Raw genomic sequence first — 26,651 nt, 5'->3', positions numbered from 1 at the left:
TAAATCTTTAAGCTTAAGGATTAATATAATTAGATATACTTCACAAATTATTCTCCAATATAGTAAAGGTAAAAATTTTGAAAGCAGATATAAATTTAGAACTATTTTTAGGCGAAGATACACAGGTTTTAGCTAAACATATTACATTATTAAAGGCCATAAAAGAGACAAAAAGTATCACAAAAGCAGCAGAATTGGTTGGCATATCATATAAAAATGCTTGGGACTGCCTTGATACGATAAATAACAAAAGTAGCAAGCCGCTTATTATTAGAGCTGATGGAAATAAAAAAAATAGTGGCTCTGAACTAAGCGAGTATGCCAATAAACTGATAAAAATTTATGATGCCATTCTTGAGACTCAAAAGGATTTTTTGCAAAAAATTTGTCAAAAAGTAGATTTTGAGGATATAGATATTATAAATCTTCAAAGAATGAATATGAACTTAAGTGCCAGAAATCAGCTCTCATGTGAGATTATTGGCATAAACCGCGGTGCGGTAAATTCTCAAATAATTGCAAAACTAAGTAATGGCTGCACGCTTGAGTCAAACATCACGGTTGAAAGTGAGAAAAATTTAGGACTAAAAGTTGGACAAAAAGTTATTTATATTTTTAAAGCTCCAGCTGTTATTTTGGCTAAAGATCTAGATATAAAAATAAGCACAAAAAATCAATTAAAAGGCGAGGTGATTGAAGCAAAGATAGGTGCTGTAAATGCTGAAATCACTTTAAAACTAAGTGATGAACAGACTTTAACTGCTATCATCACAAAAGATAGTGCTATCCAGATGAAAATAGGTGTTGGCGATACACTTTTAGCAATAGTAAAATCATCTCAAATCATTATAGGAGTATAAATGAGAAAAGTTTTTAAATTTTTATGTGTGGCGGCTTTGCTTGCCATAAACGCATTTGGTGCTGAAGTAAATGTATATGCTGCAGCAAACACAACATACGCATTTCCAGAGCTTATAAAAGAGTTTAACAAGCTTCATCCAGATGCTAAAATCAACCTAACTCTTGGCGCAAGCGGCGGTCTTGTTACTCAGATCCAAAACTCAGCTCCAGCTGATATATTCATGGCTGCTGATATGGGCTTTGCTCAAAAAGCTTATGACACAGGATTTGCAGTAGCTGCTCCAAAAGTTTATGCACAAGGCGCTGTTGCTATTTTTTCTATTAGAAATGTTGATTTCAAAAAAGGTATCGAAGTTGTTCGTGGCTTAAAAGCGATCTCTATCGCAAATCCACAAACTGCACCATACGGCAAAGCTAGTATAGAGGCTCTTAAAAACGCAAAGCTTTATGACGAAGTAGAAAAAAATATCGTCTATGCTCAAAAAATTTCTGAAACTCTATCTCAAGCATTAAGTGCTTCTGATGTAGGTTTTATCGCAGCTAGCGCACTTTTTGATGAGAAAATGGCAAAATACAAAGAGGGCGTTAATTACATCTTTGTTCCACAAGAGCTATACACTCCGATAGATCAAGGCATAGTTCTTCTAAAACATGCTGAAAAAAATGATGATGCAAAAGCATTTTATGAGTTTATCTTAGGTGATAAATCAAGAGAAATTTTCAAGAAATTTGGCTATAACGTTCCAGCTAAATGATAAGAGCAAAGATCGTTGGAATTTTAACTAAAGATGACGTTAGCTTATTTGAGCTAAAGGGTCTAAATTTAGAGGCGAATTTATTTATGCTAGTCTTGAATGAGGCTAGCAAATTTGCCTTAGATGATGAGGTCGACTTAGGTTTTAAAAGCTCCGATGTTATCTTGGCAAAAGACAAACTAAGCAATAACTCGCTTGAAAACGAGCTAAAGTGCGTGATTGAAGCTATAAATTTTGGTGAAATTTTAAGTGTTATTAGCTTAAAGTGTGGCGGAATTTACTTCGAAGCTATTATCTCAAATCACGCATTAAAAACCATGAACGTAGGTGAAAACGATGAAGTCTTTGCCTATATAAAATCTACAAGCATTCACATAAGTACACAAAAATGATAGAAATTTCTTGTAAAAAAGAGCTAAATGGCGGTGGCGGAAAATTTTTACTTGAGGCCGACCTTAGCTTTGAAAGTGGTGATTTTGTCGCACTTTATGGAGCAAGCGGTGGCGGAAAGACCACCATTTTACGCTTGATCGCTGGCTTTGAAGCACCACAAAGTGGCTTTATAAGAGTTGGGGATAAAATCTTCTTTGATGAAAAGACAAATTTGGCTCCACAAAAGCGAAATATCGGCTTTTTATTTCAAGACTACGCACTTTTTGAAAATATGAATGTCTTTAAAAATTTACTCTTTGCAAAAAACGATCTAGCTCTAGCAAATAAACTTCTTGATATCTGCGGTCTAACCAGCCTAAAAAATGCAAAAATTAGCACTCTTTCTGGCGGTCAAAAGCAACGTGTTGCTTTGGCTCGTGCGGTTATGAGAAAGCCTGAAATTTTACTACTTGATGAGCCGTTAAGTGCGCTTGATAATGCCATGCGTGAGAAACTTCAAGACTATTTACTAGCACTTCATGATGAGTTTAAGATGAGCATTATTTTAGTAAGCCATGATATCGCTGAAATTTATAAGCTTTGCAATAAAGTCTTTGTTCTTGAAAACGGCAAAATTTCAAGATCAGGTAGTGCAAGTGAGATATTTTTAAAGAGTGCAGGATCGCAGAAATTTGCCTTTAATGCTAAAATTTTAGAGATAAAAAAACGTGATACGATCTTCGTAGCAAATGTGTTAATAAACCGCCAAATTTGTGAAGTGGTGCTAAGTAGCAGCGAAGCAATAAATCTAAAAGCAGGCGATATGGTAGTAGTTAGCACAAAAGCATTTAGCGTAAATTTGGAAAAAGCATGATAGACGAGTTAAAAAGTATCGATTACGAGCCATTTTGGCTATCACTAAAATTATCTTTTATAACAACTTTTATTTTATTTTTTGTCTGCATCGCACTTGCCTATTTTATGTCTCAAAAGAAATTTTTTGGCAAGTCGTTTTTAGAGTCGGTAATCTCACTACCCTTGGTCTTGCCACCAAGTGTTCTTGGCTTTTATCTGCTCATTTTTCTTTCGCCTTATTCGGCCTTTGGTAAATTTATTGAAGAAATTTTTGGAGTTAGGCTTGTTTTTAACTTCACAGGTCTTGTTGTGGCAAGTTGTATCTATTCATTGCCATTTATGTTTGGGCCGATTTATGCTGGGCTAAATAGCCTAAAAAAGAGCCTTTTTGAAGCAAGTTATAGCCTTGGTAAAAATAAGCTCACGACTATTTTTAGGGTGATTTTGCCAAGTATCAGATCAAATTTATTAACATCTACTGTCGTTAGCTTTGCTCACACCATGGGTGAGTTTGGTGTTGTTTTAATGATAGGTGGTAGCGTAGCTGGAGAGAGTAAGGTTGCGAGCATTGCGATATTTGAAGCGGTTGAAATGCTTGATTACACCAAGGCTCATATCTATGCACTTTTGATGCTAATAATTAGCTTTTTTGTCCTTTTCGTAGTTTATCTTTTAAATTCTAAAAAAGCTTAAGACAAAGCTTATAAAGATATAATAGTAAAAATTTTAAAGGATGAAGTATGATAAAAGTGCCTACAAGTATATATTTAAATACCTTAGATGGTAAGGAATTTGATTTTTCCGCCTTTGCAAGGACACACGACTGCGTTATTTTCATCTATCCAAAGATAGGCGAGGACTTTGGTCTTTTAAGCGAGCAATTACAAAATACTGCGGGCATGAAGGGCTGCACCAAACAAGCGATAAACTACAAGAAATTTTTAAAAGGTTTTAACGATCTTGGTTTTATGGTAGTTGCCATTAGCTCACAAGATATCGCAGCTCAAAAGAAATTTCAAGAAGAGACTTCGGCTGGAGTCATGTTTCTAAACGATAGTGAGTTTATGCTTGAAAGGGCGCTTGAGCTTCCGGTTTTTTCTGCATCAAATGGACATAAATTTTACTTTAGACAAACACTCATCATAAAAGATGGCAAGATAAGGCGCGCATATATAGTGGATGATCCTGAGAATGATGCTAAAAATATGCTAGAAAAAATCAAAGAAAAAGACTACTAGGAGCTAAAATGAGCCAAAATAGCAAAATTGAGAAGTCTTATGATGAGCTAACTTATAAATCAATAGCTTTTGCCCAATCGTCGCCATATAGGCTTGAAGCTTGTGCGACACTTCTTGGCATAACTCCACCGCCATGCGAAAATGCAAGAGTTTTAGAGATAGGATGTAGCTTCGGTGGAAATTTGATCCCATTTGCAGTAAACAACAAAAATGCAAAAGTAGTTGGCATAGATCTTAGTGGCGAGCAGATAAGGCGCGGACAAGAGATCGTTAAAGAAATGGGGCTTACAAATTTAGAGCTTATACACGGCGATATTTGCGAATTTAAAAGTGATGAGAAATTTGACTATATCATTGCTCATGGTGTTTTTAGCTGGGTGCCTGACTTTGTAAAAGAAGCTATATTAAAAGTCGTAAGAGAGAATTTAAGTGCAAATGGCGTGGCATTTATCTCTTATAATGTTTATCCTGGCTGGAAAGTAAAAGATATCGTAAGGGATATAATGCTACTTGCCGCAAAAGATAAAGAGAGCATGCAAGAGAGGTTAAAAGCAGCCAAAGAAGCACTTTTAGTCTATAAAGAATATTTGCTAACAAGAAATGAAGAAATTTATGAGGGAAAAATACCCCTTAAGATGCTTCTTTTCATAACAGAACATGTGCTCTCAAAAGATGATTTTTACATAGCTCATGAGTTTTTAGAATATACAAATGATCCATTTTATTTTAAAGATTTTAATGCCATGCTTGCCAAAAATGAGCTTACTTATCTTTGTGAGTATACGCTTGATGATATTTTTACCCCAGATGTTGGCACAGCCATAGTAGATGAATACAAAAATAATAAGTTTAAGGACAGAATCGATCTAGAGCAATTCATGGATATGATTAGCAACAAAGTATTTAGACAAAGCCTAATAGTCCATAGCAAGACTTATGAGAGCATAGCCAATAAACAAATAGGCCCAAGCGATATCAATAAAATTCACGTTGTGGCAGATTTTATAAAGAAAGATAATGAGTGGCAAGATAGTTATGGCGCTATGCCACAAGACATATCATGGCTTTGTGAGGTCTTTTATAAGATGTATCCAGCCAGCATAAACCTTTCTCAGATTTTAGAAATTTTGCCAGAAGATAAGCTTATGGTTTATAGCGCCTTTGTAAGAATTTTAACAAACTCGTCTGATGCAATGATCTTAAAAGATGAGCAAAAAAATATCGAGTATAGGCCCGGCTATTCAAGGCTTAGTCAAAATTTAATAAATTATGTAAGATATTTTTTAAATCGTAAAAATAATGCCGATATTGTTTTTGCTAATAAATTTAGCATCTCAAGGAAGCTTAACAATATCGATTATTACATACTTTTATTGCTTGATGGTAAAAATAGCTTAGAAGATGTCGCAGCAAAAGCTTTGAAATTTATTAAAGAGAACAACGAAGATATATTTGACATAAATGGCAAAGTGCTTAAAAAAGATAAAGTCGCAGCAAACATAATGAGCTACGTGCTAGGCACAGCAAAAATAGCTAGTATGCTTTATCTGCTAGAAGAAATTTAAGGTTTAAATTTTACTTTGCTTATATAGCTGTGTGATTTTATCTTTTAGATTTAGTGTGTTTTTTGAGAGAGCTATGAAAAATGGACTTTTTAAATTAGCAAGCTTGTAGCTCATCTCTTTGCCGCTATTAGCGTCAAATACTTTTCCGCCACAAAAATTTACGAGCGCATCTCCTGCAGCATTGTCCCAAAGGTAGCTTGGGGCAAATCTCAAATAAGCTCCGCCAAATTCAACCAAACGGCAAAATTTTATGGCTGAGCCGATGCACCTTTGCTCAAAATTTAAGCTCTGTCCTATAAATTCTATCTCTTTGGCATCGCCTCTTCTACTTGAAAAGATTAGATTGTCTAAATTTTTATCTTTTTTATTTAAATCAACTCTCTTTATGATTTCATCATTGTCATCTAAAATTTCTTTAAAAGCGCCATTTTCATCAACGTAAAAAAGCTCTTTACTAACTGGGATAAATATCACGCCAAGCATCGGTCTAGCTTTCTTTATAAGCGCTATGCAAACGCAAAATTCGCCATTTCTAGCTAGAAATTCTTTCGTGCCATCAAGAGGATCTACGAGCCAAAACTCGTCTTTATCGCTTTCTTGCAAGATACTCTCTTCAGAGCAAATTTTTATCCCACTTTTGCTTAGAATTTTTATTATCGCTTCATTTGCAGCTAGATCAGCGCTAGTTAGTGGCGAGCTGTCATCTTTTAGGCAGACTTTAAGAGCCGTATTATCTGCAGAGTAAAATTTCATTATTTGCGCTCCAGCATTAACGGCTGCTTTTTTAGCTAAATTTAGAAGCTCACTCATTTTGGTGTTCTGTTTGTCTCTCCAACATAAAGCTGTCTTGGGCGGACTATCTTTATCGTGTCTTGCTCTTTTAGCTCGATCCACTGACTGATCCAGCCTGGAGTCCTGCCGATGACGAAGATGACGGCAAACATATTATTTGGTATGCCAAGCGCCTTTAGGATGAGCCCTGAGTGAAAATCAACATTTGGATATAAATTTCTACTCACAAAATAGTCATCATTTAGCGCGATCTCTTCTATGCGGTTTGCGATTTTAATAAGCTCTGAGTTGATGCCTATCTCGTCCATGAGTTGATCTCTCATTTTTTTGAGCACTTTTGCGCGAGGATCAAAATTTTTATAGACCCTGTGGCCAAAGCCCATTAGCCTAAATGGATCATTTTTATCCTTTGCTCTAGCGATGTATCTATCGACATTTGCTACAGAGCCTATCTCTTCAAGCTGACGTATAACTCCCTCGTTTGCCCCGCCGTGAGCCCAGCCCCAAAGTGCGCCGATGCCCGCACTTATACATGCGTATGGGTGAGCGTGCGTTGAGCCAACGGTTCTAACAGTCGTTGTTGAAGCATTTTGCTCGTGATCTGCGTGCAGCATAAAGACCGTGTCAAGTGCCTTGATCTCGATAGGCTTAAGATCGACATGCTCATATGGATAGCCCCTCATCATGTAGAGGAAATTTTCAGTAAAGCCACGATCTAAATTTGGATAGATGATAGGAAGTCCGCGTGAGTAGCGGTAACTAAAGGCCGCGATCGTTGGAATTTTAGCGATTATACGCATAGCCATCTCGTGATACTCTTCAGGTTTATCCATATTTAGGTGATCTGAGTAAAAGGCACTTAGGGCTGAGACTGCTGCTTGCAATATCGCCATAGGGTGCGCCTTATCTGGAAATGCGTCAAATAGCTTCATCATGCCTTCATGTATAAAGCTTCTTTTTTTAAGCTCGGTTTTAAAATTTATATACTGATCATTTGTTGGAATCTCTTTGTTTAAGAGTAAATATGCCACGTCTAAAAATGTCTTATTTTCGGCCAAATACGCGATATCATAACCTCTATACATTAGTTCGCCTTTTAAGCCGTCTATATAAGTTATCGCTGAGCGACACATCGCAGTTGAAGTATAACCTCTGTCAAAAGTAAACATTCCAGTATCACTAAAAAATGTCGAGATGTCTATCACGTCAGGTCCCATAGTGCCTTTTAGTATAGGAAACTCGTAACTCTTGCCGGTTCTGTTATCAGTTAGCGTAGCTGTATTTGATGGCATTTTTACTCCTTACTTCTTGATTGCATTAGAAATTTTATAATTATTGTCCCTATTATAGCTTGAGCTAGGCTTGCTAGGATAAAAGATGAGTAAGAATAATCACTTATCTCACCTGATCTGTGTGCGATAGTAGCAACTGCTACTAGAAGTGTTAGCGGCATGGATTGTGAGAGAGAAAACAAAAATATCCCCTTAAATCCTAATTTTCCTACAAATAACACACTTGAAAAAAGCCTTGTGGTAAGCATCGCACAAAATATAAAAATAGCATCTTTTATCACTTCATTTGAGCTTAGGCTTGAGAGTTTAAAGGTTGAGCCTATGTGTATAAAAAATATCGGTACCAAAAATCCAAATCCAAAGCTTGAAAGCTTGTGTGGCAAGTCTTTTTTATGATCAAAAAATGTAGCTATAAACATACCTGCGATAAACGCGCCAAAGGCAACTTCTAAATTCAAATAAAGCATGAGTGCAATCATCGAAAAAAATACCGCAATGCTTAGCCTAATATCTTTTTCATCCTTATCGTAGTGTGGCATAAGGATCACTTTAAGCCCAGGATACCACCAAAAAAGCACATCTAAAATTTTAAAGCTAAGCACACTGATAGCTAAAAATAAGATCAAATAGCCAATCGTTAGCCATAAATTTATACTAGCTCCAAACTGCAAATAGGCTGCTATAAATGTCAAAAGCGTAATGCTTATAAGCTCACCAATAGTTGCAATAAGCATGCTTAAATTTAGCCATTTCACATCTCTGCCATACTCTTTAAATAGCGTAAATATCATACCAACGGCCATTATTGGGATAATGATAATATAGAGCAAACTAAGATCAAAACTAAACGTAAGTGCAGTTGCTAGCGAGTAGATGAGGGCAAGATAGATAAGCCCCAGACGTAAAATTTTGCGGTCAATGTTTATAAGCATTCTAAGATCGATCTCCATGCCAGCTAGAAACATCAAAAAGAAAAAGCCAACTTCGCTAATTAGCTTAAACATCTCATTCTCGCCGACAAGCCCGATGTAGCTAGCCAGTGCTCCAAGTATTATCTCAGCAGGAGCGACAGGAATGCGTAAAATTTTAGAAATATAAGGCGAAGCAAAGACGATAAATGCCAAAACGACAAGAATACTAAGCTCGCTAGCTTGATGTAACTGCAAAAAGATCCTTAAATTAAAAATGTTTGATTGTATAAAAAGCTTTGTTATTTTTTGATTAAGCTAAGCGACTTTTGGGCAAAATGGCGACAAATTTTTAAAAATTTGGAGTGCAAATTTATGCGTAAATTTCTATTTTTTGCCTTGATGTTTTTTGGAATTTTTGGCTTTGCAGACGAGCTAAGTTTGGTTCAAAGTTTTAAATTTGATGGAAGCGTTTTTTATAAGAAAAATACAGCCAAAGATGAGAGCTTTTACTTTTTAAAAAATGAAAATTTTGATGAGCATTTTGTAAGCTTTAGAGTGAAATTTGACAAAAATATAAAAAGTGAAAGTATGCTTGTTGAGCTAAAAAAGAAGATAAAAGAGGCTAAAGAAGTGCTTTATAGCGAAGAGAATGATCAAATTTTAGCTCTCATAAAAGATAAAACTAGCAGTAAAAATATAGAAATAATCCACTTTTTACTTAAAAAAGATGGAGTCTTAATACTTTCATATGAGAGAATTTATGATCCAAAAACTCTGGTAGATGGGCTTAAGCCTGTACTTTTAAGTGAAGCTAGAAATTTTATGCTTCAGATGCCAAAGGTAGAAGCTAGGTAAAAAGGTGGATGTGGCATGTTTTGCACTGCATGCGATTAAAAACTACGACAAATTTTTATTTATCAAGTTAGATAAGCGTCAAGTAAATTTTAAAATTTCATGAACGAGTAATTTCGGCTCTGATTTTAGTGGCAAGCTTTGCGAGACCTAAAATCAGTAGTCAATTCTTGCGAGTGAATAGAATTTTAAAATTTTCGCAATAGTAAAATTCTATTTTTAAAAATACAGACTTTTTTGTTTTTAGGTTCTTTTATTCAAAAGGGAGACAAGGGGACTCGAGTTACGAAGCCGTCCCCTTATCCCCCTTTTTAAATCCCCCAATCCCCTCGCACGTTCAAAGTGCATGCAATGGTGCTAAAGCACTGCATGCGATTAAGAAAATCTAGCAAAATTTAAGCTCTATTAAATTTGCAAACTCTCATAAACTCTTGCCAAGCAAAATGCCAAAATAGCTTGCAAGTAGGCAAAAAACAAGGTTTAAAAAGATATTTAAAAAGCCTTTTACCAGCTCGCCTTCTAGTAAAAATTTCACGCTATCAAGGCTAAAGCTTGAAAATGTGGTAAAGCCGCCAAGTATGCCAACGACCAAAAATACTCTTGCGCTTTGGCTTAAATTTAGACAAAATAATACGCCGATAATGAAGCTGCCAAGCACATTTACGCCAAGCGTAGCTAGCGGAAAGTGGCTAAATTTTAGCAGCTCACCAGCTAAGAACCTGCATCCAGCTCCGATAAAGCCTCCAAGCCCTGCGAAAAGTAAATTTACAAGCATTAGTGACAGATACTAGCGAAGCTAAAACCGCGCTTTGTAAGCTCCTCGATATCCTTGCTAGCTTTCTCGCCTTTTGCGGTGAGATAGTCGCCAATGACGATCGCATCGGCGCCATTTTCAAAGATCTCGTATTGTCTATCGCCTAAAATTTTCTCTCTGCCGCCAGCTATCATGACTCTAGTTTCTGGTAGGGCACTTTTGGTGTCGCGCACTATTTTTAGGGCCTTATCCGCACTAAGAGGAGGCAGATCTAGACTTAGAGCTTCATTTTTAATGAAAAAATTTATCGGTGACGAAAATGGCTCAAGCTCTTTTAAACTAGCTCTAAGGCTCACCCTATCAGCCTCGCTCTCGCCAACGCCGTAAATACCACCAGTACAAAGCATGAGCCCAGCTCTTTTTGCATCTAAATTTGTCTGATATCTCTCGTCCCAAGTGTGAGTTTTACAAATTTTTGGGAAAAATTCTCGGCTTGTTTCAAGGTTGTGGTTGTAACTAAAAACGCCAGCCTTTTTAAGCTCGCTAAGCTGCTCGTAAGTTGCCATACCGTTACATGCGATGAGCATCAAATTTGGTACTTCTTTATGCACTACCTTTGCTAAAGAGACGATGTAGTCGGTCTTTTTGTCATTCAGCCTAGCACCACTTGTGACTAAACAAAAGCCAAGAGCGTGGTTTTTATAAGCCATTTTGGCTTCGTCCACCACCTGCTGCACGCTTTTTTCTTTAAATTTCGTGATATCAGCGCCAGCTTTGGCACTTTGCGTGCAATAAGCGCAGTCCTCGGCGCAGTTTCCTTGAGTGACTGAGCATATCGCACAGAGCATAATTGTTTTCATTTTTCATCCTTTTTGGGGCGTATTATAGCTTTGGTAGGTTTAAAATTTAAGTAGGATGATTTATGAATTTGCAAAAATAGTTTGATGAAATGTATAAATTTATTTTTATTCAAAAAAAAGGGGGGGGCAAAGGGGCTTGAGTTACGGTCTGTTTGCAGCTGCGAGCTAGCGAAGCCAAGAGCCGTCCCCTTATCCCCTTTAATCATCTAAGCTCTTTGCACGTTAGAAGTGCATGTGATAGCGATTTTGCACTGCATGCGTTCGTATATCTATAAATTTTAAAATTTCTCCAAGATATAAATTTATTAAAAGCTATGCGAAAAATTTAAATTTTATGACATTACTTTCTATTGTAAATTTCCGCTCTCTCTTTTAAAAGACCAGTTTTTAAATTTGACAAAGCGCTAAGCTCATCAAAAAGTCCAAAAAGTGGGTGCTACGATGTGAAGCTACCATCTGACTAAGTGTAGTTGATGACGAGGTTTTTGCCCTTTATGCTGTCTAAGCTTAGCGGTGGTATCAGGTATTTGAAGCCCAAATTTATAAAAGCCAAATTTAGGCTCAAGGGGCTCAAATTTGGCTAGAAATTTTTAGTTTTCAGAAATAAGCGTCTTTTTCTTACATTTTGTGCACTCTATAAATGTGCCTTTTTTAAGCTCTTTTTTGATCATATCGCCGCCACATTCGTTGCATTTTTGCTCAACTGGCTCGTAGTTTGAGACGAAGTCGCATTTTGGATAGTTGGCACATCCATAAAATTTACCGCGCCTGCTAAATCTCTCGACGATCTCGCCGCCACATTTTGGACATGGCACGTCAAGCTTTTTAAGATCGCGTTTCGGCTTAGCTGCCGTTGCAGTGCCAGTTCCTGCGCTCTTTTCATTATCTTTTGCGACGTTTCTTGAGTATTTACATTTTGGGAAATTTGAGCAAGCTATAAATTCACCGTATCTGCCTTTTCTAAGCACTAGCTCGCTTCCGCACTCTGGGCACTTCTCGCCGATCGGAGTGGCTGTTTTTAGACTTTTTATACCAGTTTTGCCAGCGCTAATTTTTCCCATAAATGGATAGTAAAAGTCGCTTAGCACCTTTTGCCAATCAGCCTTGTCAAGTGCGATCTCATCGAGCTTTTCTTCAAGATGTGAAGTAAATTCACTATCGACAATGTTGCTAAAGTGCTCCTCCAAAACGCCTATCATGCTAAATGCGATCTCGTTTGGTATGAGCTGCTTTTTCTCGACCCTCACGTAGTCTCTTGAAGTTAGCAGTGTGATAGTCGGTGCGTAGGTACTTGGGCGGCCGATGCCTAGACTCTCTAACTTTTTAACAAGTCCAGCTTCTGAGTACCTGGCTGGTGGCTCGGTGAAATTTTGCGTGCTTTTTATGCTTTGCAAGCTCATCTCGTCGCCTTTTTTTAAATTTGGCAAAATTTTATCTTTATCAAGTTCGCCATAAACCTTATAAAAGCCGTCAAATAGCACTTTTCTACCGCTTATCTTAAACTCGCCTTTTTCGCTTGCAACATAGACGTTTTGCGTTTGGCTCACACATGCGCTCATTTGGCAGGCTAAAAATCTATTGTAGATGAGTGTGTAGAGTTTGAGCGCGTCTTTTTCTAAAAATTTAGCCGCTATTTGTGGTGTGAAGTTTAAATTTGTAGGGCGGATCGCCTCGTGGGCTTCTTGCGCGCCTTTTGAGCTTGTCGTGTAGCTTATCGCTTTGGCTGGCAGATACTCTTTGCCGTAGTTTTGAAGGATATGCTCTCTAGCGGCTGCGACGGCCTCTTTGGCTAAATTTAAGCTATCCGTTCTCATGTAGGTGATCGCACCCATGAAGCCTTCGTTTGTTTGCACGCCCTCATAGAGGCTTTGTGCGATCATCATCGTCTTTTTAGGGCTAAAGCCAAGGCGGTTGCTCGCACTTTGCTGAAGCGTTGAGGTCATAAATGGCGGGCTTGGCTGGATCTTTCTATCCTTGCTCTCGATCTCACGGACGCTAAATTTCTCATTTTGTAAATTTTCAATGATATATTTTGCGCGGTCTGGATTTTGGATGGTTAGCTTCTCGATCTTTTGGTTTTCAAATTTAACTAGCTCAGCGTCTAGATCTTTTTTAAAAACGGTGTCGATAGTGTAGTATTCAACTGGCTTAAATGCCTGAATTTCACGCTCGCGATCTACTATTATTTTTAGCGCCGCACTTTGCACACGTCCAGCGCTTAAGCCTTTTTGTATCTTTAAATTTAAAAGCGGGCTTAGCTTGTAGCCAACGATACGGTCAAGTAAGCGCCTTGTTTGCTGGGCATTGACGCTGTTCATATCGACGTGTCTTGGGCTTTTTAGAGCGTTTTGTATGGCGCTTTTGGTGATCTCGTGAAAGACAATGCGAGGCAGACTGGTTGGCTCTTTGCCGATAGCATTTGCGATATGAAACGCGATCGCCTCACCCTCTCTATCCTCATCGGTCGCGAGATAAATTTCATCTGCAGCTTTGGCGAGTTCTTTTATCTCTTTTACAATAGCGGAGTGATCACTGCTGATGCGGTACTCTGGGGTAAATTTATCATCCTCTATCTTGATGCCAAAGCTTGTTTTTGGCAGGTCTCTGATGTGACCTTTTGAGGCGATGACGTTGTAGCTTTTGTCTAGGAAGTTTTTGATAGTCTTTGCTTTTGCGGGAGATTCCACGATGATTAAGCTTTTCATTTATATATAGCCTTTGAATTTTTTGGCGTAATTGTAGCAAAAATAATTTTTAAAGTATCAAGGCATAAAAAAATCAAATCCGTCTTCATTATTTTAAAAATTTTTTCATTCATGCCTATAAAGTTTTTAGAAAATTTCACGATATAGTTTTTGTGCGACAAGAAGTCGTAACTAAAAAATTAAAAGGATTTACAATGAGTTTTCGTATTAACACAAACGTAAACGCACTTAACACGCACGCTAACGCAGTTAGCAACAACACTGACCTATCTAAGTCACTTAACAAACTTAGCTCAGGTCTTAGGATTCAAACAGCTGCAGACGATGCTTCAGGTCTATCTATCGCAGATAGCTTAAGAAGTCAAGCCTCAGCTTTAGGTCAAGCTATTGCAAACGGTAATGATGCTATTGGTATCATTCAAGTTGCCGATAAAGCTATGGACGAGCAGCTAAAAATTCTTGATACTATCAAGACAAAAGCTACTCAATCAGCTCAAGACGGCCAAACAACTCAATCACGCCAAGCATTGCAAGCTGATATCGTTCGTCTAATGGAAGAGCTTGATAATATCGGTAACACTACTTCATTTAACGGTCAGCAACTACTAAACGGAACATTCTCTAATAAAGAATTCCAAATAGGTGCTTATTCAAACCAAACTGTTAAAGCAAGTATTGGTGCGACTACGTCTGATAAGATCGGTCTTACACGTTTTGAGAGTTCAAGACTACTTACAGCTATGGGTGAAGTAAACCTTAAATTCTTAAACGTTGATGGTGTAAACGACGTAGGTGTTACAGGCGCTACTATCTCAACAGGTATCGGTAAAGGCCTTGGCGCTCTAGCCGAGAACATCAACAAAGTTGCTGATAGAACTGGTGTTAGAGCTACAGCTGATGTTACTTGGAAAGCAAGTGCTGCTATTGGCGGTGGTTTAATTCAGTCTTTAACAATCAACGGCGTTAAAATCGGCGATCTAGAAGTTAAAGCAAATGATGCAAACGGTGCACTTGTAAATGCTATCAACTCTGTAAAAGATCAAACTGGTGTTGAAGCTTCTGTTGATGCTGAAACAGGCAAAATGGTATTAACAAGCCGTGATGGCCGTGCTATCGTAGCTTCTGGTAAAGACATCTCAAAGGGTCTTGGCGGTAAAGGTGCAGCTGCTAAAGGTACATCTTTAACCGGTTTCGTAGGTAGACTAAACCTTGTTCGTCTTGATGGTAGAGATATCAAGCTAAATGCTGGTGGCGTTGCTAAACTATCGCTAGCATTCTCTGCTAATGGTGGTGCTCAACAATCAGTATCTCTAAGAGATATAAGAGGACAAATAGATAAAACCCTAGCAACAGCTATGGGCTTCCAAAGAATGAGTGGAGCTTTATCAGTAGCTCAATCTGCTGGTGTTATGACACTTCGCGGTGCGATGGCTGTTATGAGTATCGCTGAGTCTGCTCAAAAAACACTAGATCAAGTTCGTTCAGACCTTGGTTCAGTTCAAAACCAACTTCAAGCTACAGTTAATAACATAACTGTAACTCAAGTTAACGTAAAATCAGCAGAGTCTCAAATCAGAGATGTTGATTTTGCTAGCGAGTCTGCTAACTTCTCAAAACATAACATCCTAGCTCAATCAGGTGCTTATGCTATGAGTCAAGCAAACAGCGTACAACAAAACGTAATGAAGCTACTACAATAGTAGGAGCTGAGTGAAGTTTCCTCGAAAACGTAATGAAGCTTCTACAATAGTTTCATTAAGGTTTTAGATAGAGGCTTTGTCGTAGTAACAAAGCCTTAAGAGTGTTAATGCTTTTACAATACGCAAACCCACGCCCCAGAGTTTAACTTTGGGGCTTTATCTACTAAAAATAAATAGTAATGTATCTATTTTATCTTTGCTCTAGTGGTTTATAATGGGTTGTGTTATAAATTTATAATTGTGATAGAGGCTTACTAAAACTAGTAAGCCAAATAAAAAGACTGTAAGTAAAATAATTCTACTTACAAATTAGCTTATATACTCAGTATAAAATTTTCTTTCGCTTTTCCTATCTCGTTTTTAGTTATTAGTTTTCTCTTTTTTAGCTCAGCAACAAGTGCTTTTGAAGCTTTTTTAGTAACTTCGATGTCAGCATTTAGTCCGCCAGCTGCAGAGAACATCCAGTATTTGTGCATATTTACCCACATAAGAAGCTTGTTGGTTTTTTGGATGGTTGTGTCACTTGGCGCTACAGAAATTTTTGCAAGCTCAAGTTCTTGATAATAGACTGAAATTTGTAATATATTATCTACATATTTTTGATAATTACGTTTTGCGATTACATCTTTTAGTTTATCTATCTTTTTTGTTATTTTAAGAAGCTCATCAAAGTGCTTTTTTTCTATTTTATTTTCTTTATTAAGTTCAAGTAGTTTATCTACACTAGGCACTACCTCCAAAAAGACTTTTTCTATTTGTTGTTTGACTTCACTTTGAGCTTTTATTTTTGCAAGTATGACTTTATAAGCTTTTAAAAGGTTTTTATTTACCGTCGTTTCACTATCTTTTTTTATATCAGGCAGTTTTTTAATCTCTTTGTCTTTGCAAAGCTCATGCATTACTTCTAAAAACGGCTTTTCTATAGTGCCTTCTATTCTAGCACCACCTTCGGTACAGTTATATGATTTTATATTCTCTAGACTTGATTGGGCGATATCATTTTCAAACTGGTTTTTAAATAGAGTCCAAACATACGTTGTTTTAACCTCTCCCTCTCCGCCATAAGCTTTAACATATAAATTTTCATCCGCTTGCGCAAAGGCGTGACCTTTTGCATGGCTTGCTCCATCTTTACCAAATGCTAGATCCTGTCCTATGAAAACGATATTTTTATGTCCTAAGACATAGGCTAGTTGGTAGGCCATGTTTGCACAACTATGCCCCACACCCAAATATCCATATCTTTTTAGGCCAAACATATACTCCTCTTGTTGAGGTCTCATAGTTAGTACTAGTTTTCTTGGCAAGATATTTTTAATAGTTTGCTTGTGTGTAACTGAGGCAACAATAAAGTGTATATTGTCATCAATATTTGGATGTTTTTTTTCAAAAAAACTAGAAGTTGGTTCTATTCTTTCAATCGACATCACATAATCAGGCTTGATATCATGCCTCGCAAGGATTGGGTAAGAGGCATCAACGCTTATAATGCTAACATATGGAGCAAATTTTTTAAGCGTATTAAGCTGTTTATCTAGGCTTGGACCAGTTGATACAATTATAGCTGTATCCATAAGACCATATCTTTTTTTAACAAGACTTGTGTAGCAATAATTGCTAATCATAGGCACTAAATTTTCACAATTTTGTCTTGTGCCTAATAAAAGATCGTCTATGCTATTTCCGTGAGCAACTACTATTTGAGAAAATGCCCTTGTAATCTCTTTGTTTATTCTTATGTAGTCCTCTTCAAATTGATCATAAAAGGGCATATGGATCATAAGATTATCATAGGTTTTTGCATATGAGTTTAGTTTCGCTTCTGTAACCAGATAATAAAAATGCGTATAGGTTGCAAATTTTGAATAAAAAAGTATTATCTGTCCACTTTCTAGTTCATTTGATAGATCAATAACATTTAAAACAAGATATATGATCTCGATCTCTGGCTCTATGACTACGATTTTTTGGTGTGTTTCATTTTTTGCTAGTGCTTTATAGAGTACGCCATTGCCTAGTCCATAAAAAAATAGTATCGGATAACGTTTATAGTCACTTTCTATATCTTCAAGTAGCTTTAAAATGTCTGCTCCAGGATTTTCATAGATATATTTAAAAGTATGTTTGTTTATTAAATTTATATCAATTGGATCTTTTCCTATAAAAATTTCATAGTCTTCATTACCTGCAATAGACCAAAGCCTTGCTGCTAGAATTTCATCTTGTTGAAATAGTGCTTGAAGGTTTTTTTGAAAGATAGGATTTTGGATATTTGATACATTATCTTTAGAAGGTTTTACTTTTTTATTAGATGCCTTATCGTTTTTGTTATTCATATCAAATCCTCCTTTGTTAATCTCTCGCTAAATTTTATATCTCTTTTTGCTTTTTTACCGATCAGCTCTTTTAAAAATTTAGGGTGCAGGCCGTACCCTGGACGCACGCTCCTTATATTTTGCTCGCTAAAATTTTCACCCTTTTTTATATCTGCGCTTGCATAAAGTGAGCGTGAAAATCTCCTGTTTAAAACCGCTTTTTCATCTAGCTCGTAGCTTACTTTGCCCAAAAGCTCCTCAGCCTCCCTAACACACTTTGTCATAAGGGCAAATTCGCTCTCATCAAGGCTAAATGCGCTATCAACGCTTTTTACGCTTTTATCAAGTATAAAATGCTTTTCAATTATCCTAGCACCCAAACTAACCGCAACAACTGGGGCTGTCACACCTAGTGTGTGATCAGAAAAGCCAACCTCTACGCCAAATTTCTTTCTCATATCAGCTATCGTTTGCAAATTCATACCATTTAGCGGCGCTGGGTAGCTTGAAGTGCATTTTAAAAGGGCGATGTCACTATTGCCTACGTTTTTGCAAATTTGTACCACATCTCTTATCTCTTCTTCATAGGCTATGCCAGTTGAGATGATGATGGGCTTACCTTTTTTGGCTACAAACTCTACAAAATCATAATCCGTTACCTCAAAACTTGCGATCTTATAAGCTGGTGGGTTAAACTGCTCTAAAAAGTTGGCGTCATCCTTGCAAAATGGGCTTGAAAAGCAGACAAGCCCTTCTTCTTTTGCTACTTTAAAAAGTTCGGCGTGCCACTCTTTTGGCGTTAGCGCCTCTTGATAAAGCTCGTATAAATTTCGCTCGTCCCAAAGTCCGCCTTTTATGACAAAGTCGTCCAGGTGCGAATTTAGAGTCAAACTATCAGGCGTATATGTCTGAAGCTTTATCGCGTCAGCTCCAGCGCGCTTAGCTGCCTTTATCGTATCTACCGCCGTTTTTAGGCTGCCGCTGTGATTAGCGGAGAGCTCTGCTATTATAAAGACCTTTTTGTCTGTATCAAAATTTCCTATTTTCATCCGTTAGTCCGTTTTATTTTTAAGCTCAAGATAGCTAAACTCACCATCTTTTGCATAGATCTTAAAGCCAAAATTTTTATAAAGCGCGAGCGCTTTTTCGTTACTATTATAAGCTTTTGCCTTTAGCGAGCCAACCTTTAATGTAAAAAAAGCGTAGTCTTTTATGAGATCAAGCAACTTGTTGCCCACTCCTTTTAGCTCCGGGTTTTTATAAACGCCAAATTCGCAACTCTCTTTCGTTATATCAACGAAGCTCACCACTCCGATAAATTCACCCTCGTCTTTTACTAGAAAATAGATCTTATCTTGAATGCTCTTTAATCTCTCTAAAAAAGCAAAATGCTCCTCTTTGCCAACGCTTTTATTTTTCATAAATTTAGCTATACATTCGTCATTTCGCCACTTTAAGACCATCAGCTTTTGCTCGTCATTAAGCGAGATAAAATTTATAAGCTTAAGCAAATTTCATCTCCCCAGTAAGCTTCATACCCATTTTCTTTTAGCCAAGCAAAGATCTCTTTTTGATTATCCGCTACGCAAATGGCTTTAAATTTAGCCCCTAAAACATAAGCTTCATTTACAAGCGAGCTTGCTGTTATGATGAGCATTTTGGCCTCGTTCATCAGCCTTGCCACGTTTTTGCTATCTACAAAAAGGTTAAAATTTTCACTCTTGCTTGATAGCTCTTTTAGGGCACTCAAGTTTTTATTTCCGCTTGTTGTTATGATGGCTATTTTTAGGTTTTTAAGGAGCAGTTTTTCTGAAATTTTAGCACTTAGCCCTGAAATATCAGTGCCTCCAAGAATAATAGCATAGTCGTAAATTTTCTCCCTTTTTACTTGCGCTTCTTCATAAAACTCATCTCTAACCAGCAAAAACTCACTTCCACAAAATACCTCGCAGCTTTTTTCTACCAGCCCCTCATATTTTGCCTTTTGCGCATATAAATTTACGTTTAAAATGTAGTCCGAGCAATGTTTCTCGTAAGTGTCGTCAAATGATAAAATTTTAACGCCGGTTTTTTCTTTTATAGCTCTTTCGTCTTCAAAGCTAAAGCCGTAGTGGTCGATGATGAGAAGTTCAAATTTATTATCTTTTATAAGCTCGCAAAGCTCATCTATCTCGCCACTTCTTAGGCTAAATTTAGGGTAGTTTATCTCATCAAAAATGTCACCTTCTAGCCTCAAAGATGCAAATGAGATGTCGCCAAATTTTTTAGCAAGCAAAAGGTCTCGCCTAATGTGCCCATGCCCTATCTTGCTGCTACTATCAGCGCGCACGAGCGTTTTTAGCAAGGGGAGTCCTTTAAATTCTTTCAATCAAATCTTTCCATTATTTATCAAATAAAGCTTCTTAGCAAACTCAAAATCCTCTAGCGTGTCGATGTCACAGACTAAATTTCTTGGCAGCAAATGTGCTTTTGAATGTGGCGCAAACAAAGCACTGCACTCCAGCCAAGCCTCTTTTTTGCCAAAATAAAATGCCCCAGCGTCATGAAAAGCAGGCTCAAGATCTTGCGAGCGTGTCTTTTCAAACTGCGGATAAAACATGCTAACTCTAGCATTTTCATCAAGTTTTATAGCCCTTTGTATAGGGAAATCAAACGCAGTCGCTGAAAATAAAAATTTACACTCCTGCTTTTTAAACTCTCCTGCGGCATCTTTTAAAATTTCAGCCGTTATGAGCGGTGCTGTGGCATAAAGGCAGCAGACGTCACTAAAACTAGATTTTACACGCCTTATCGCGTCTTTTATCACGTCAGTGCTTGTCGCGTAGTCATCGCTTAGGCTCGCATCTCTAAAAAATGGCACGTTAGCTCCAAATTCTCTAGCCACATTTGCGATCATTTCATCATCGGTGCTTACGATCACTTCGCTAAAAACTTTAGAATTTAGCGCAGCCTCGATGCTATATGCGATTAAGGGCTTGCCTAAAAAGTCTTTGATGTTTTTGCCAGGTATTCTCTTGCTGCCACCTCTTGCTGGGATGATACAGATCATTTTTACTCGCTAAAACTTTTTAGCACATCAAATAGCGTGCTTGCAACAAATTTAGCATCATCCACGCTCATGCTATGGTGGCATGGTATGCTAAGCTCAGCGCTATAAAATTTCTCCGCATTTGGTAGTGAAATTTCGCCAAGTAGCTCTTTGTAAAAGCTAAATTTATATGTTGGCTTATAATGCACCTGCACGCCAACGCCTTTTTGCAAGAGCGCTTCAAAAATTTGCTCTTTTTTATCCCAAAATTTCTCATCCAAAAGCACTGGATATAGGTGCCTTGAGCTAGTTGTATTTGCTGGGATTTCTATAGTTTTAAAATATTCACACCCGCTAAATTTCTCATCATAAAATTTAGCTATCTCATTTCTTTTGGCAATAAAGCCATCCAGCCTTTTTAGCTGACTAAGCCCCAAAGCGCAGGCTACGTCTGTGATCCTGTAGTTATATCCAAGCAGGCTCATGTCGCTATCCCAAAGCTTTGTTTTAGCGATGCCGTGGCTTCTATATAGCCTTGCTAGCCTTGCTAGCTCATCGTCGTTTGTAGCAAGCGCGCCGCCTTCAAGCGTGGTGATAGGCTTTACAGGGTGAAAGCTAAATATACTAATATCAGCCTTAATGCCCACTTTTACGCCGTTTTGCACGCTACCAAGGGCATGAGAGGCGTCATCTATCACTTTTATGCCGTGTTTTTTGGCTAAATTTATGATCTTATCTAGCTCCACGGGGTTACCGCCGTAATCAACCGCAGTTATAACCTTTGTCTTTGGTGTGATAAGAGCTGGAATTTTCTCTTCATCGATGTTGCCATCCATCTTAACGTCGCAAAATTTAACCTGCGCTCCTGCCATCAAAGCTGTATTTGCAGTGGCTGCAAAAGTGATAGGCGTCGTGATCACTTCATAGCCCTCCTTTACGCCAAGGCTAAGATAGGCTACGTGAAGAGCTGAAGTGGCGGAGTTCATGACGACAACATGCTTTACGCCAACATACTTTGCCAGCTCCTCTTCAAATTTACTGACCTTTTGACCACCTGTTAAGATGTCGTCTCTTAGTGCATCTGCTACTACCTTGATATCTTCTTCTGTGATCTGCTGACGGCTGTAAGGGATCATTTAGCATCTCCTATCATCTCAAGAAGGCCTGCTCTATCGAGCCAAATTTTATTTGTATTTGAGCTATATTCAAAGTCCTCGCTCACTGGTTTGCCCTTTTGATGAAGAGCATTTGTCGAGAAGTCTTGCGCTGTTAAAAACTGGATAGACGGACTAATAACGTAGTAATCATCAAATTCGTATGTAAGATGCGCATCATCTCTTGAGATCATCATCTCATGCATCTTTTCGCCTGGGCGAATGCCTATGATCTTTACGCCAAGCTCTGGGGCAAGGGCTTTTGCAAGATCCATCATCGTCATTGATGGGATCTTTGGTATGAAAATTTCGCCACCTTTCATCCTCTCAAAATTCTTAAGGACGAAATTTACACCTTGCTCAAGCGTGATCCAAAACCTAGTCATCTTCTCATGCGTTATAGGAAGCTCCTTTTCGCCTTGCGCGATCAGCTTTTTAAATAGCGGCACTACTGAGCCACGAGAGCCAACGACATTTCCATATCTTACGACGCTAAATCTTGTCTTTTTATCCCCAACAATGTTATTTGCAGCGACAAAGAGCTTATCGCTCGCTAGCTTTGTAGCTCCATATAAATTTACAGGATTGCATGCCTTGTCCGTTGAGAGTGCGATCACTTTGCTAACGCCACATTCCAAAGAGGCGTCGATGACGTTTTGAGCGCCGTCAATGTTTGTTTTGATGCACTCCATTGGGTTGTATTCCGCGATTGGTACATGTTTCATTGCAGCTGCGTGGATGACGTAGTCTATGCCGTTCATCGCGGTTCTTAAGCGCTTATAGTCCCTCACGTCGCCGATAAAAAAACGCATCGCTTTATCTTTAAAGACTTGAGCCATTTCGTATTGCTTTAACTCGTCGCGTGAGTAGATAACTAGCCTTTTTGGCTTGTATTTTTTTAACAAAATTTCGGTGTATTTTTTACCAAAACTTCCTGTTCCGCCGGTGATTAGTATTGATTTATCATTAAACATTATTGCGCCCTTTACTAACTATTTTTGGGGTATAAATAGCTAAATCTAAATTGTATTTTATAAAAATTTAAGCAAAAGCTATGCCAAAATTTTAAAATTTATTACAAAAGTTTTTATCTTTCTAGATTCTATTTCGTCAAATTTTAATTAATGTTTAGAGGAAATTATAAAAGCAGTGTTTAAATTTAGCCTTTGCAAGGTCGCAAAGGCTAAAAATTACTTCAAAATTCTTGGTAGTGTGATGCCTTCTTGAGCTTGGTATTTGCCATTTTTATCAGCATAAGTCACCTCGCAAGGCTCATCACCCTCGATAAATAGCACCTGCGCGATGCCTTCGTTCGCATAAATTTTTGCAGGAAGTGGCGTCGTGTTTGAAATTTCTATCGTGATATGCCCCTTAAATCCAGGCTCAAAAGGCGTTACATTTACGATGATGCCACACCTTGCGTATGTGCTCTTACCAAGGCAGATCGCTAGTACGTTATCAGGCATGTTAAAGTACTCGATAGTGCGCGCCAGAGCGAATGAATTAGGCGGCACGATGCAGACATCGCCCTTAAAATCGACCACGTTTTTCTCGTCGAAATTTTTCGGATCGACCACGGTTCCGCCGATGTTTGTAAAAATTTTAAACTCATCACCAACGCGGATATCGTAGCCGTAGCTAGAAACGCCGTAACTAACGACGCCGCGTCCGACTTGCTCCTCGGCAAACGGCACTATCATATTTTTCTCAACCGACATTTTTCTTATCCAAGAGTCTGACTTTAAACCCATTTTTGCTCCTTTTTTGGGCGATTATAACGCTTTGCGTCTTTAAAGTAAATTTAATAAAGCGAATAAATTAGATGAAAATTAGTATAATTTTAACAGCAAAAATTAATAAAGGACAAAAATGCAAGAGAAAAATGCAGAAATTTTTACTGGCGAGCGTGCGATGTTTGGGGCAAAAAGTGTAAATTTTACAAACTGTATCTTTGAAGATGGCGAGTCGCCGCTAAAGCACAGCTCAAATTTAAAGCTAAATGAGTGCGTTTTTGCCTACAAATACCCACTTTGGTACGCAAGCGATATCACGCTAAATGGCGGATACTTGGAGCCTCTAGCAAGAGCTGGCATGTGGTACAGTGCAAATTTAAGCTTCAAAGACGTGGTCATCAACGCTCCAAAAAGCTTTAGAAAAAGCTCGCAAATTTCGATAGAAAATGTAAATTTTTCAGACGCTGGCGAGACACTTTGGGGATGCACGGATGTGAAGATAAAAAACGTTTTTGCAAAAGGCGATTATTTTGGGGCAAATAGCGAAAATTTAGAGATTGATGGGCTAAATTTAGACGGAAACTACTGCTTTGATAGCTGCAAAAACCTTCGCATCACAAACTCAAAGCTCATTTCAAAAGATGCTTTTTGGAACTGCGAAAATGTGGTAGCGCAAAACTGCCTCATCTCAGGCGAATATCTAGCTTGGAACTCAAAAAATGTGACGCTTATAAACTGCACGATAAAGAGCTTGCAAGCCCTTTGTTACGTGGAAAATTTGGTCGTAAAAGATTGCATTTTTATGGATACGAGTCTTGCGTTTGAGTACTCAAGTGTCGATGTAAGCACAAGCGGAGCGATAAAAAGTATAAAAAATCCAAAAAGTGGCGCAATAAGAGCAACAAAGATAGATGAGATCATCATCGATGAAAATTTAGTTGATACTAAAGGTATTAAGATAATTATTACTGAAAAATAACTTAGCAAAAAAGAGTAACTTTGAGTTCTCGTTTTTGCTTCATAAAAAAATTTTTTATCTAATTTTCGCTACAATTAGACGCTTATATAAAAATTTAGGAGAAATTTCTATGAAAAAAGAAGATATAAAAGAGCTTATCGAATTTTTTAATGATATGGAGATGAATCATATCAAAATAAAAAGTGGTGATTTTGAGGTAGAGCTTGAAAAATTTTCAGATTATTGCGCGCCTGCTAAACCAGCAGCACAAGCACCAGCTCCAGCACCTGTAAATGTAGTCGTTAATTCAGAGGTAAAACCAGCTGCAAACTCGCCAAAAGATAGCATAAAATCTCCTATGGTAGGTACTTTCTATGCTGCTCCAAGCCCAGGCGCTGCTCCGTTTGTAAAAGTAGGTCAAAGAGTAAGAAAAGGCGATGTAGTAGGTATCATAGAGGCTATGAAGATCATGAACGAGATCGAGGCTGAGTTTGACTGCCAGATCACTGAGATGCTAGTCTCTGACGGACAGCCAGTTGAGTTTGGATTGCCGTTATTTGGCGTGGAGAAAAATTAATGGAATTAAAAAGAATTTTAATCGCAAATCGCGGCGAGATCGCTCTTCGTGCTTTGCGAACGATAAAGGAGATGGGTAAAGAGGCCGTTGTAGTCTACTCAACTGCCGACAAAGACGCACTTTATGTAAAATACGCTGACGTAGCCATTTGCATCGGTAAAGAGCGCTCAAGCGATAGCTACCTAAATATCCCAGCTATCATAAGTGCGGCTGAGATCAGCGAAGCAGACGCTATTTTCCCTGGATATGGCTTTTTAAGTGAAAATCAAAATTTTGTTGAAATTTGCTCACATCACAAGATCAAATTTATAGGACCAAGCGTTGCTGCGATGGCTTTGATGAGCGATAAAAGTAAGGCAAAGCAGGTCATGCAAAGAGCCGGCGTACCAGTCATCCCTGGCTCAGACGGCGCTGTGGCTGACACAAAAGCAGCAAAAGAGCTAGCTAAAAAGATAGGCTACCCTGTCATCTTAAAAGCTGCAGCAGGTGGTGGCGGACGTGGTATGCGCGTGGTTGAAAAAGAGGCTGATTTAGAAAAAGCATTTTGGTCTGCTGAGAGCGAGGCGATGAGTGCATTTGGCGATGGCACAATGTATATGGAAAAATATATCCTAAACCCACGCCACATCGAAGTTCAAGTAATTGGCGATAGCCATGGCAATGTACTTCACATCGGCGAGCGTGACTGCTCGATGCAGCGTCGCCACCAAAAGCTGATCGAAGAAAGCCCAGCTATTTTGCTTGATGAAAAGACAAGAGAGAGACTTCACGAAACAGCCATAAAAGCGGCAAAAGCGATTGGTTACGAGGGAGCTGGTACGTTTGAGTTTTTGGTTGATAAAAATTTAGACTTTTATTTCATCGAGATGAACACAAGACTTCAGGTTGAGCACACAGTGAGCGAAATGGTAAGCGGACTTGATATCATCGAGCTTATGATAAAAGTGGCTGAAGGTGAGGCACTACCATCACAAGAGAGTATTGAGCTAAAAGGTCATGCGATCGAATGCAGGATAACAGCTGAAGATCCAAATACATTTACGCCGTGTCCTGGTAAGATCACAAAATATGTCTGTCCAGGTGGCCGCAATGTTAGAATGGATAGTCATATCTATCAAGATTATTCGATACCACCGTATTACGATAGTATGATTGGCAAACTCGTGGTTTGGGATACCGATAGAAATAGGGCGATCCATAAAATGAAAGTAGCTCTTGATCAGCTCATAATAAATGGTATAAAAACAACAAAAGATTTTCACATCGCTATGATGGAGAACAAAGACTTTTTAAGCAATAACTACGATACAAACTACCTTTCAAGACACTAAAATTTTTAAGTCAGGATTTGCAAAAAGGCAGATCTTGGCTTAA

26 protein-coding genes are annotated in these 26,651 nt (G+C 38.1%); 12 read left to right on the top strand and 14 right to left on the bottom strand.

Going from position 1 to position 26,651, the window contains the following annotated elements:
- The first annotated feature begins 77 nt into the window (after positions 1–77).
- Genes CYO92_RS01305 through CYO92_RS01275 form a run of 7 tightly spaced genes read left to right on the top strand, consistent with a single transcriptional unit; the run spans position 78 to position 5,646 of the window.
- On the top strand, positions 78–860 hold the full coding sequence (locus CYO92_RS01305) for a TOBE domain-containing protein (RefSeq protein ID WP_103588303.1): 783 nt from the start codon (positions 78–80) through the stop codon (positions 858–860).
- A complete protein-coding gene (gene modA / locus CYO92_RS01300; protein WP_021091730.1) occupies positions 861–1,616 on the top strand; it encodes a molybdate ABC transporter substrate-binding protein in 756 nt (251 codons plus the stop codon).
- On the top strand, positions 1,613–2,008 hold the full coding sequence (locus CYO92_RS01295) for a TOBE domain-containing protein (protein ID WP_103588302.1): 396 nt from the start codon (positions 1,613–1,615) through the stop codon (positions 2,006–2,008). Before modA ends, CYO92_RS01295 begins: the two co-directional genes overlap by 4 nt.
- Entirely contained in the window at positions 2,005–2,862 is an 858-nt protein-coding gene (locus CYO92_RS01290) for a sulfate/molybdate ABC transporter ATP-binding protein (protein WP_103588301.1), read from the top strand. Before CYO92_RS01295 ends, CYO92_RS01290 begins: the two co-directional genes overlap by 4 nt.
- Complete coding sequence (gene modB / locus CYO92_RS01285) at positions 2,859–3,536, top strand: molybdate ABC transporter permease subunit (RefSeq protein WP_103588300.1); 678 nt, start codon at positions 2,859–2,861, stop codon at positions 3,534–3,536. The genes CYO92_RS01290 and modB overlap by 4 nt, the downstream gene beginning before the upstream one ends.
- 47 nt (positions 3,537–3,583) lie before the next feature.
- Positions 3,584–4,081: a redoxin family protein gene (locus CYO92_RS01280; RefSeq protein WP_103588299.1), complete on the top strand. Its 498-nt coding sequence runs from the start codon at positions 3,584–3,586 to the stop codon at positions 4,079–4,081.
- A gap of 8 nt (positions 4,082–4,089) precedes the next feature.
- Positions 4,090–5,646 carry a class I SAM-dependent methyltransferase gene (locus CYO92_RS01275; protein ID WP_103588298.1) on the top strand — a complete coding sequence of 519 codons (1,557 nt, stop codon included), beginning with the start codon at positions 4,090–4,092 and terminating at the stop codon, positions 5,644–5,646.
- Between the two features lie 3 nt (positions 5,647–5,649).
- Here CYO92_RS01275 and CYO92_RS01270 read toward each other — a convergent pair whose 3' ends face one another.
- From CYO92_RS01270 to CYO92_RS01260, 3 genes are read right to left on the bottom strand one after another with little or no spacing between them, the layout of a single operon-like run.
- Positions 5,650–6,456 carry a 3'(2'),5'-bisphosphate nucleotidase CysQ family protein gene (locus CYO92_RS01270; RefSeq protein ID WP_103588297.1) on the bottom strand — a complete coding sequence of 269 codons (807 nt, stop codon included), beginning with the start codon at positions 6,454–6,456 and terminating at the stop codon, positions 5,650–5,652.
- Positions 6,453–7,730 (bottom strand): citrate synthase, encoded by a 1,278-nt coding sequence (locus CYO92_RS01265; RefSeq protein ID WP_103588296.1) that lies wholly within the window; start codon positions 7,728–7,730, stop codon positions 6,453–6,455. Before CYO92_RS01265 ends, CYO92_RS01270 begins: the two co-directional genes overlap by 4 nt.
- A gap of 2 nt (positions 7,731–7,732) precedes the next feature.
- On the bottom strand, positions 7,733–8,896 hold the full coding sequence (locus CYO92_RS01260; RefSeq protein ID WP_103588295.1) for a cation:proton antiporter: 1,164 nt from the start codon (positions 8,894–8,896) through the stop codon (positions 7,733–7,735).
- Positions 8,897–9,013: 117 nt separating this feature from the next.
- Here CYO92_RS01260 and CYO92_RS01255 point away from each other — a divergent pair, with 117 nt between their 5' ends.
- Complete coding sequence (locus CYO92_RS01255; protein WP_103588327.1) at positions 9,014–9,496, top strand: hypothetical protein; 483 nt, start codon at positions 9,014–9,016, stop codon at positions 9,494–9,496.
- A 418-nt stretch (positions 9,497–9,914) separates the two neighbouring features.
- Here CYO92_RS01255 and crcB read toward each other — a convergent pair whose 3' ends face one another.
- The 3 genes from crcB to topA all read right to left on the bottom strand — a co-directional run bounded on the left by crcB (position 9,915) and on the right by topA (position 13,812).
- A complete protein-coding gene (gene crcB, locus CYO92_RS01250; RefSeq protein WP_103588294.1) occupies positions 9,915–10,268 on the bottom strand; it encodes a fluoride efflux transporter CrcB in 354 nt (117 codons plus the stop codon).
- Positions 10,268–11,107, bottom strand: a complete 840-nt coding sequence (locus CYO92_RS01245; RefSeq protein WP_103588293.1) for a biotin synthase — start codon at positions 11,105–11,107, stop codon at positions 10,268–10,270. Before CYO92_RS01245 ends, crcB begins: the two co-directional genes overlap by 1 nt.
- A 590-nt stretch (positions 11,108–11,697) precedes the next feature.
- Positions 11,698–13,812 (bottom strand): type I DNA topoisomerase, encoded by a 2,115-nt coding sequence (gene topA, locus CYO92_RS01235; protein WP_103588292.1) that lies wholly within the window; start codon positions 13,810–13,812, stop codon positions 11,698–11,700.
- 194 nt (positions 13,813–14,006) lie between these two features.
- Between topA and CYO92_RS01230 the strand changes: the two genes are divergently transcribed.
- Positions 14,007–15,512 carry a flagellin B gene (locus CYO92_RS01230; RefSeq protein WP_072595387.1) on the top strand — a complete coding sequence of 502 codons (1,506 nt, stop codon included), beginning with the start codon at positions 14,007–14,009 and terminating at the stop codon, positions 15,510–15,512.
- A gap of 314 nt (positions 15,513–15,826) precedes the next feature.
- On the opposite strand, the gene CYO92_RS01225 is transcribed toward CYO92_RS01230, so the two are convergent.
- The 8 genes from CYO92_RS01225 to dcd form a co-directional block, all read right to left on the bottom strand.
- Positions 15,827–17,848, bottom strand: a complete 2,022-nt coding sequence (locus tag CYO92_RS01225) for a motility associated factor glycosyltransferase family protein (protein WP_103588291.1) — start codon at positions 17,846–17,848, stop codon at positions 15,827–15,829.
- A complete protein-coding gene (pseI, locus tag CYO92_RS01220; protein WP_103588290.1) occupies positions 17,845–18,876 on the bottom strand; it encodes a pseudaminic acid synthase in 1,032 nt (343 codons plus the stop codon). Before pseI ends, CYO92_RS01225 begins: the two co-directional genes overlap by 4 nt.
- 3 nt (positions 18,877–18,879) lie before the next feature.
- Positions 18,880–19,338, bottom strand: coding sequence for a UDP-4-amino-4,6-dideoxy-N-acetyl-beta-L-altrosamine N-acetyltransferase (pseH, locus tag CYO92_RS01215; protein ID WP_103588289.1), 459 nt, complete (start codon positions 19,336–19,338; stop codon positions 18,880–18,882).
- On the bottom strand, positions 19,323–20,195 hold the full coding sequence (gene pseG, locus CYO92_RS01210; protein ID WP_103588288.1) for a UDP-2,4-diacetamido-2,4,6-trideoxy-beta-L-altropyranose hydrolase: 873 nt from the start codon (positions 20,193–20,195) through the stop codon (positions 19,323–19,325). Before pseG ends, pseH begins: the two co-directional genes overlap by 16 nt.
- Positions 20,196–20,876, bottom strand: a complete 681-nt coding sequence (pseF, locus tag CYO92_RS01205; protein ID WP_103588287.1) for a pseudaminic acid cytidylyltransferase — start codon at positions 20,874–20,876, stop codon at positions 20,196–20,198.
- Between the two features lie 2 nt (positions 20,877–20,878).
- On the bottom strand, positions 20,879–21,991 hold the full coding sequence (gene pseC / locus CYO92_RS01200; protein ID WP_103588286.1) for a UDP-4-amino-4,6-dideoxy-N-acetyl-beta-L-altrosamine transaminase: 1,113 nt from the start codon (positions 21,989–21,991) through the stop codon (positions 20,879–20,881).
- Positions 21,988–22,983: a UDP-N-acetylglucosamine 4,6-dehydratase (inverting) gene (gene pseB, locus CYO92_RS01195; protein ID WP_103588285.1), complete on the bottom strand. Its 996-nt coding sequence runs from the start codon at positions 22,981–22,983 to the stop codon at positions 21,988–21,990. Before pseB ends, pseC begins: the two co-directional genes overlap by 4 nt.
- A 216-nt stretch (positions 22,984–23,199) precedes the next feature.
- Complete coding sequence (dcd, locus tag CYO92_RS01190) at positions 23,200–23,760, bottom strand: dCTP deaminase (protein WP_021091674.1); 561 nt, start codon at positions 23,758–23,760, stop codon at positions 23,200–23,202.
- A gap of 118 nt (positions 23,761–23,878) precedes the next feature.
- Here dcd and CYO92_RS01185 point away from each other — a divergent pair, with 118 nt between their 5' ends.
- The 3 genes from CYO92_RS01185 (at position 23,879) to CYO92_RS01175 (ending at position 26,608) form a co-directional block, all read left to right on the top strand.
- Positions 23,879–24,721: a DUF3737 family protein gene (locus CYO92_RS01185; protein WP_103588284.1), complete on the top strand. Its 843-nt coding sequence runs from the start codon at positions 23,879–23,881 to the stop codon at positions 24,719–24,721.
- Between the two features lie 109 nt (positions 24,722–24,830).
- A complete protein-coding gene (accB, locus tag CYO92_RS01180) occupies positions 24,831–25,277 on the top strand; it encodes an acetyl-CoA carboxylase biotin carboxyl carrier protein (RefSeq protein WP_084041901.1) in 447 nt (148 codons plus the stop codon).
- Complete coding sequence (locus tag CYO92_RS01175; RefSeq protein WP_072595397.1) at positions 25,277–26,608, top strand: acetyl-CoA carboxylase biotin carboxylase subunit; 1,332 nt, start codon at positions 25,277–25,279, stop codon at positions 26,606–26,608. Before accB ends, CYO92_RS01175 begins: the two co-directional genes overlap by 1 nt.
- Positions 26,609–26,651 lie beyond the last annotated feature (43 nt).

The organism is Campylobacter concisus (assembly GCF_002913715.1).
GTDB classification, from domain to species: Bacteria; Campylobacterota; Campylobacteria; order Campylobacterales; family Campylobacteraceae; genus Campylobacter_A; species Campylobacter_A concisus_AG.
The sequence above is the reverse complement of the archived record's forward strand: the minus strand, read 5'-3'. Positions and strand labels throughout refer to the sequence as shown.

Bases quoted from the DNA above. Each gene is read 5' to 3' on its own strand.
- pseC (WP_103588286.1), bottom strand. From the start codon at position 21,991: ATGATCCCTTACAGCCGTCAGCAGATCACAGAAGAAGATATCAAGGTA.
- dcd (WP_021091674.1), bottom strand. From the start codon at position 23,760: ATGGGTTTAAAGTCAGACTCTTGGATAAGAAAAATGTCGGTTGAGAAA.
- CYO92_RS01270 (WP_103588297.1), bottom strand. From the start codon at position 6,456: ATGAGTGAGCTTCTAAATTTAGCTAAAAAAGCAGCCGTTAATGCTGGA.
- modB (WP_103588300.1), top strand. From the start codon at position 2,859: ATGATAGACGAGTTAAAAAGTATCGATTACGAGCCATTTTGGCTATCA.
- pseI (WP_103588290.1), bottom strand. From the start codon at position 18,876: ATGAAAATAGGAAATTTTGATACAGACAAAAAGGTCTTTATAATAGCA.
- CYO92_RS01245 (WP_103588293.1), bottom strand. From the start codon at position 11,107: ATGAAAACAATTATGCTCTGTGCGATATGCTCAGTCACTCAAGGAAAC.
- CYO92_RS01280 (WP_103588299.1), top strand. From the start codon at position 3,584: ATGATAAAAGTGCCTACAAGTATATATTTAAATACCTTAGATGGTAAG.
- CYO92_RS01295 (WP_103588302.1), top strand. From the start codon at position 1,613: ATGATAAGAGCAAAGATCGTTGGAATTTTAACTAAAGATGACGTTAGC.
- crcB (WP_103588294.1), bottom strand. From the start codon at position 10,268: ATGCTTGTAAATTTACTTTTCGCAGGGCTTGGAGGCTTTATCGGAGCT.
- pseF (WP_103588287.1), bottom strand. From the start codon at position 20,876: ATGATCTGTATCATCCCAGCAAGAGGTGGCAGCAAGAGAATACCTGGC.
- CYO92_RS01225 (WP_103588291.1), bottom strand. From the start codon at position 17,848: ATGAATAACAAAAACGATAAGGCATCTAATAAAAAAGTAAAACCTTCT.
- CYO92_RS01185 (WP_103588284.1), top strand. From the start codon at position 23,879: ATGCAAGAGAAAAATGCAGAAATTTTTACTGGCGAGCGTGCGATGTTT.
- CYO92_RS01275 (WP_103588298.1), top strand. From the start codon at position 4,090: ATGAGCCAAAATAGCAAAATTGAGAAGTCTTATGATGAGCTAACTTAT.
- CYO92_RS01255 (WP_103588327.1), top strand. From the start codon at position 9,014: ATGCGTAAATTTCTATTTTTTGCCTTGATGTTTTTTGGAATTTTTGGC.
- CYO92_RS01290 (WP_103588301.1), top strand. From the start codon at position 2,005: ATGATAGAAATTTCTTGTAAAAAAGAGCTAAATGGCGGTGGCGGAAAA.
- CYO92_RS01265 (WP_103588296.1), bottom strand. From the start codon at position 7,730: ATGCCATCAAATACAGCTACGCTAACTGATAACAGAACCGGCAAGAGT.
- CYO92_RS01175 (WP_072595397.1), top strand. From the start codon at position 25,277: ATGGAATTAAAAAGAATTTTAATCGCAAATCGCGGCGAGATCGCTCTT.
- modA (WP_021091730.1), top strand. From the start codon at position 861: ATGAGAAAAGTTTTTAAATTTTTATGTGTGGCGGCTTTGCTTGCCATA.
- topA (WP_103588292.1), bottom strand. From the start codon at position 13,812: ATGAAAAGCTTAATCATCGTGGAATCTCCCGCAAAAGCAAAGACTATC.
- CYO92_RS01230 (WP_072595387.1), top strand. From the start codon at position 14,007: ATGAGTTTTCGTATTAACACAAACGTAAACGCACTTAACACGCACGCT.
- pseB (WP_103588285.1), bottom strand. From the start codon at position 22,983: ATGTTTAATGATAAATCAATACTAATCACCGGCGGAACAGGAAGTTTT.
- accB (WP_084041901.1), top strand. From the start codon at position 24,831: ATGAAAAAAGAAGATATAAAAGAGCTTATCGAATTTTTTAATGATATG.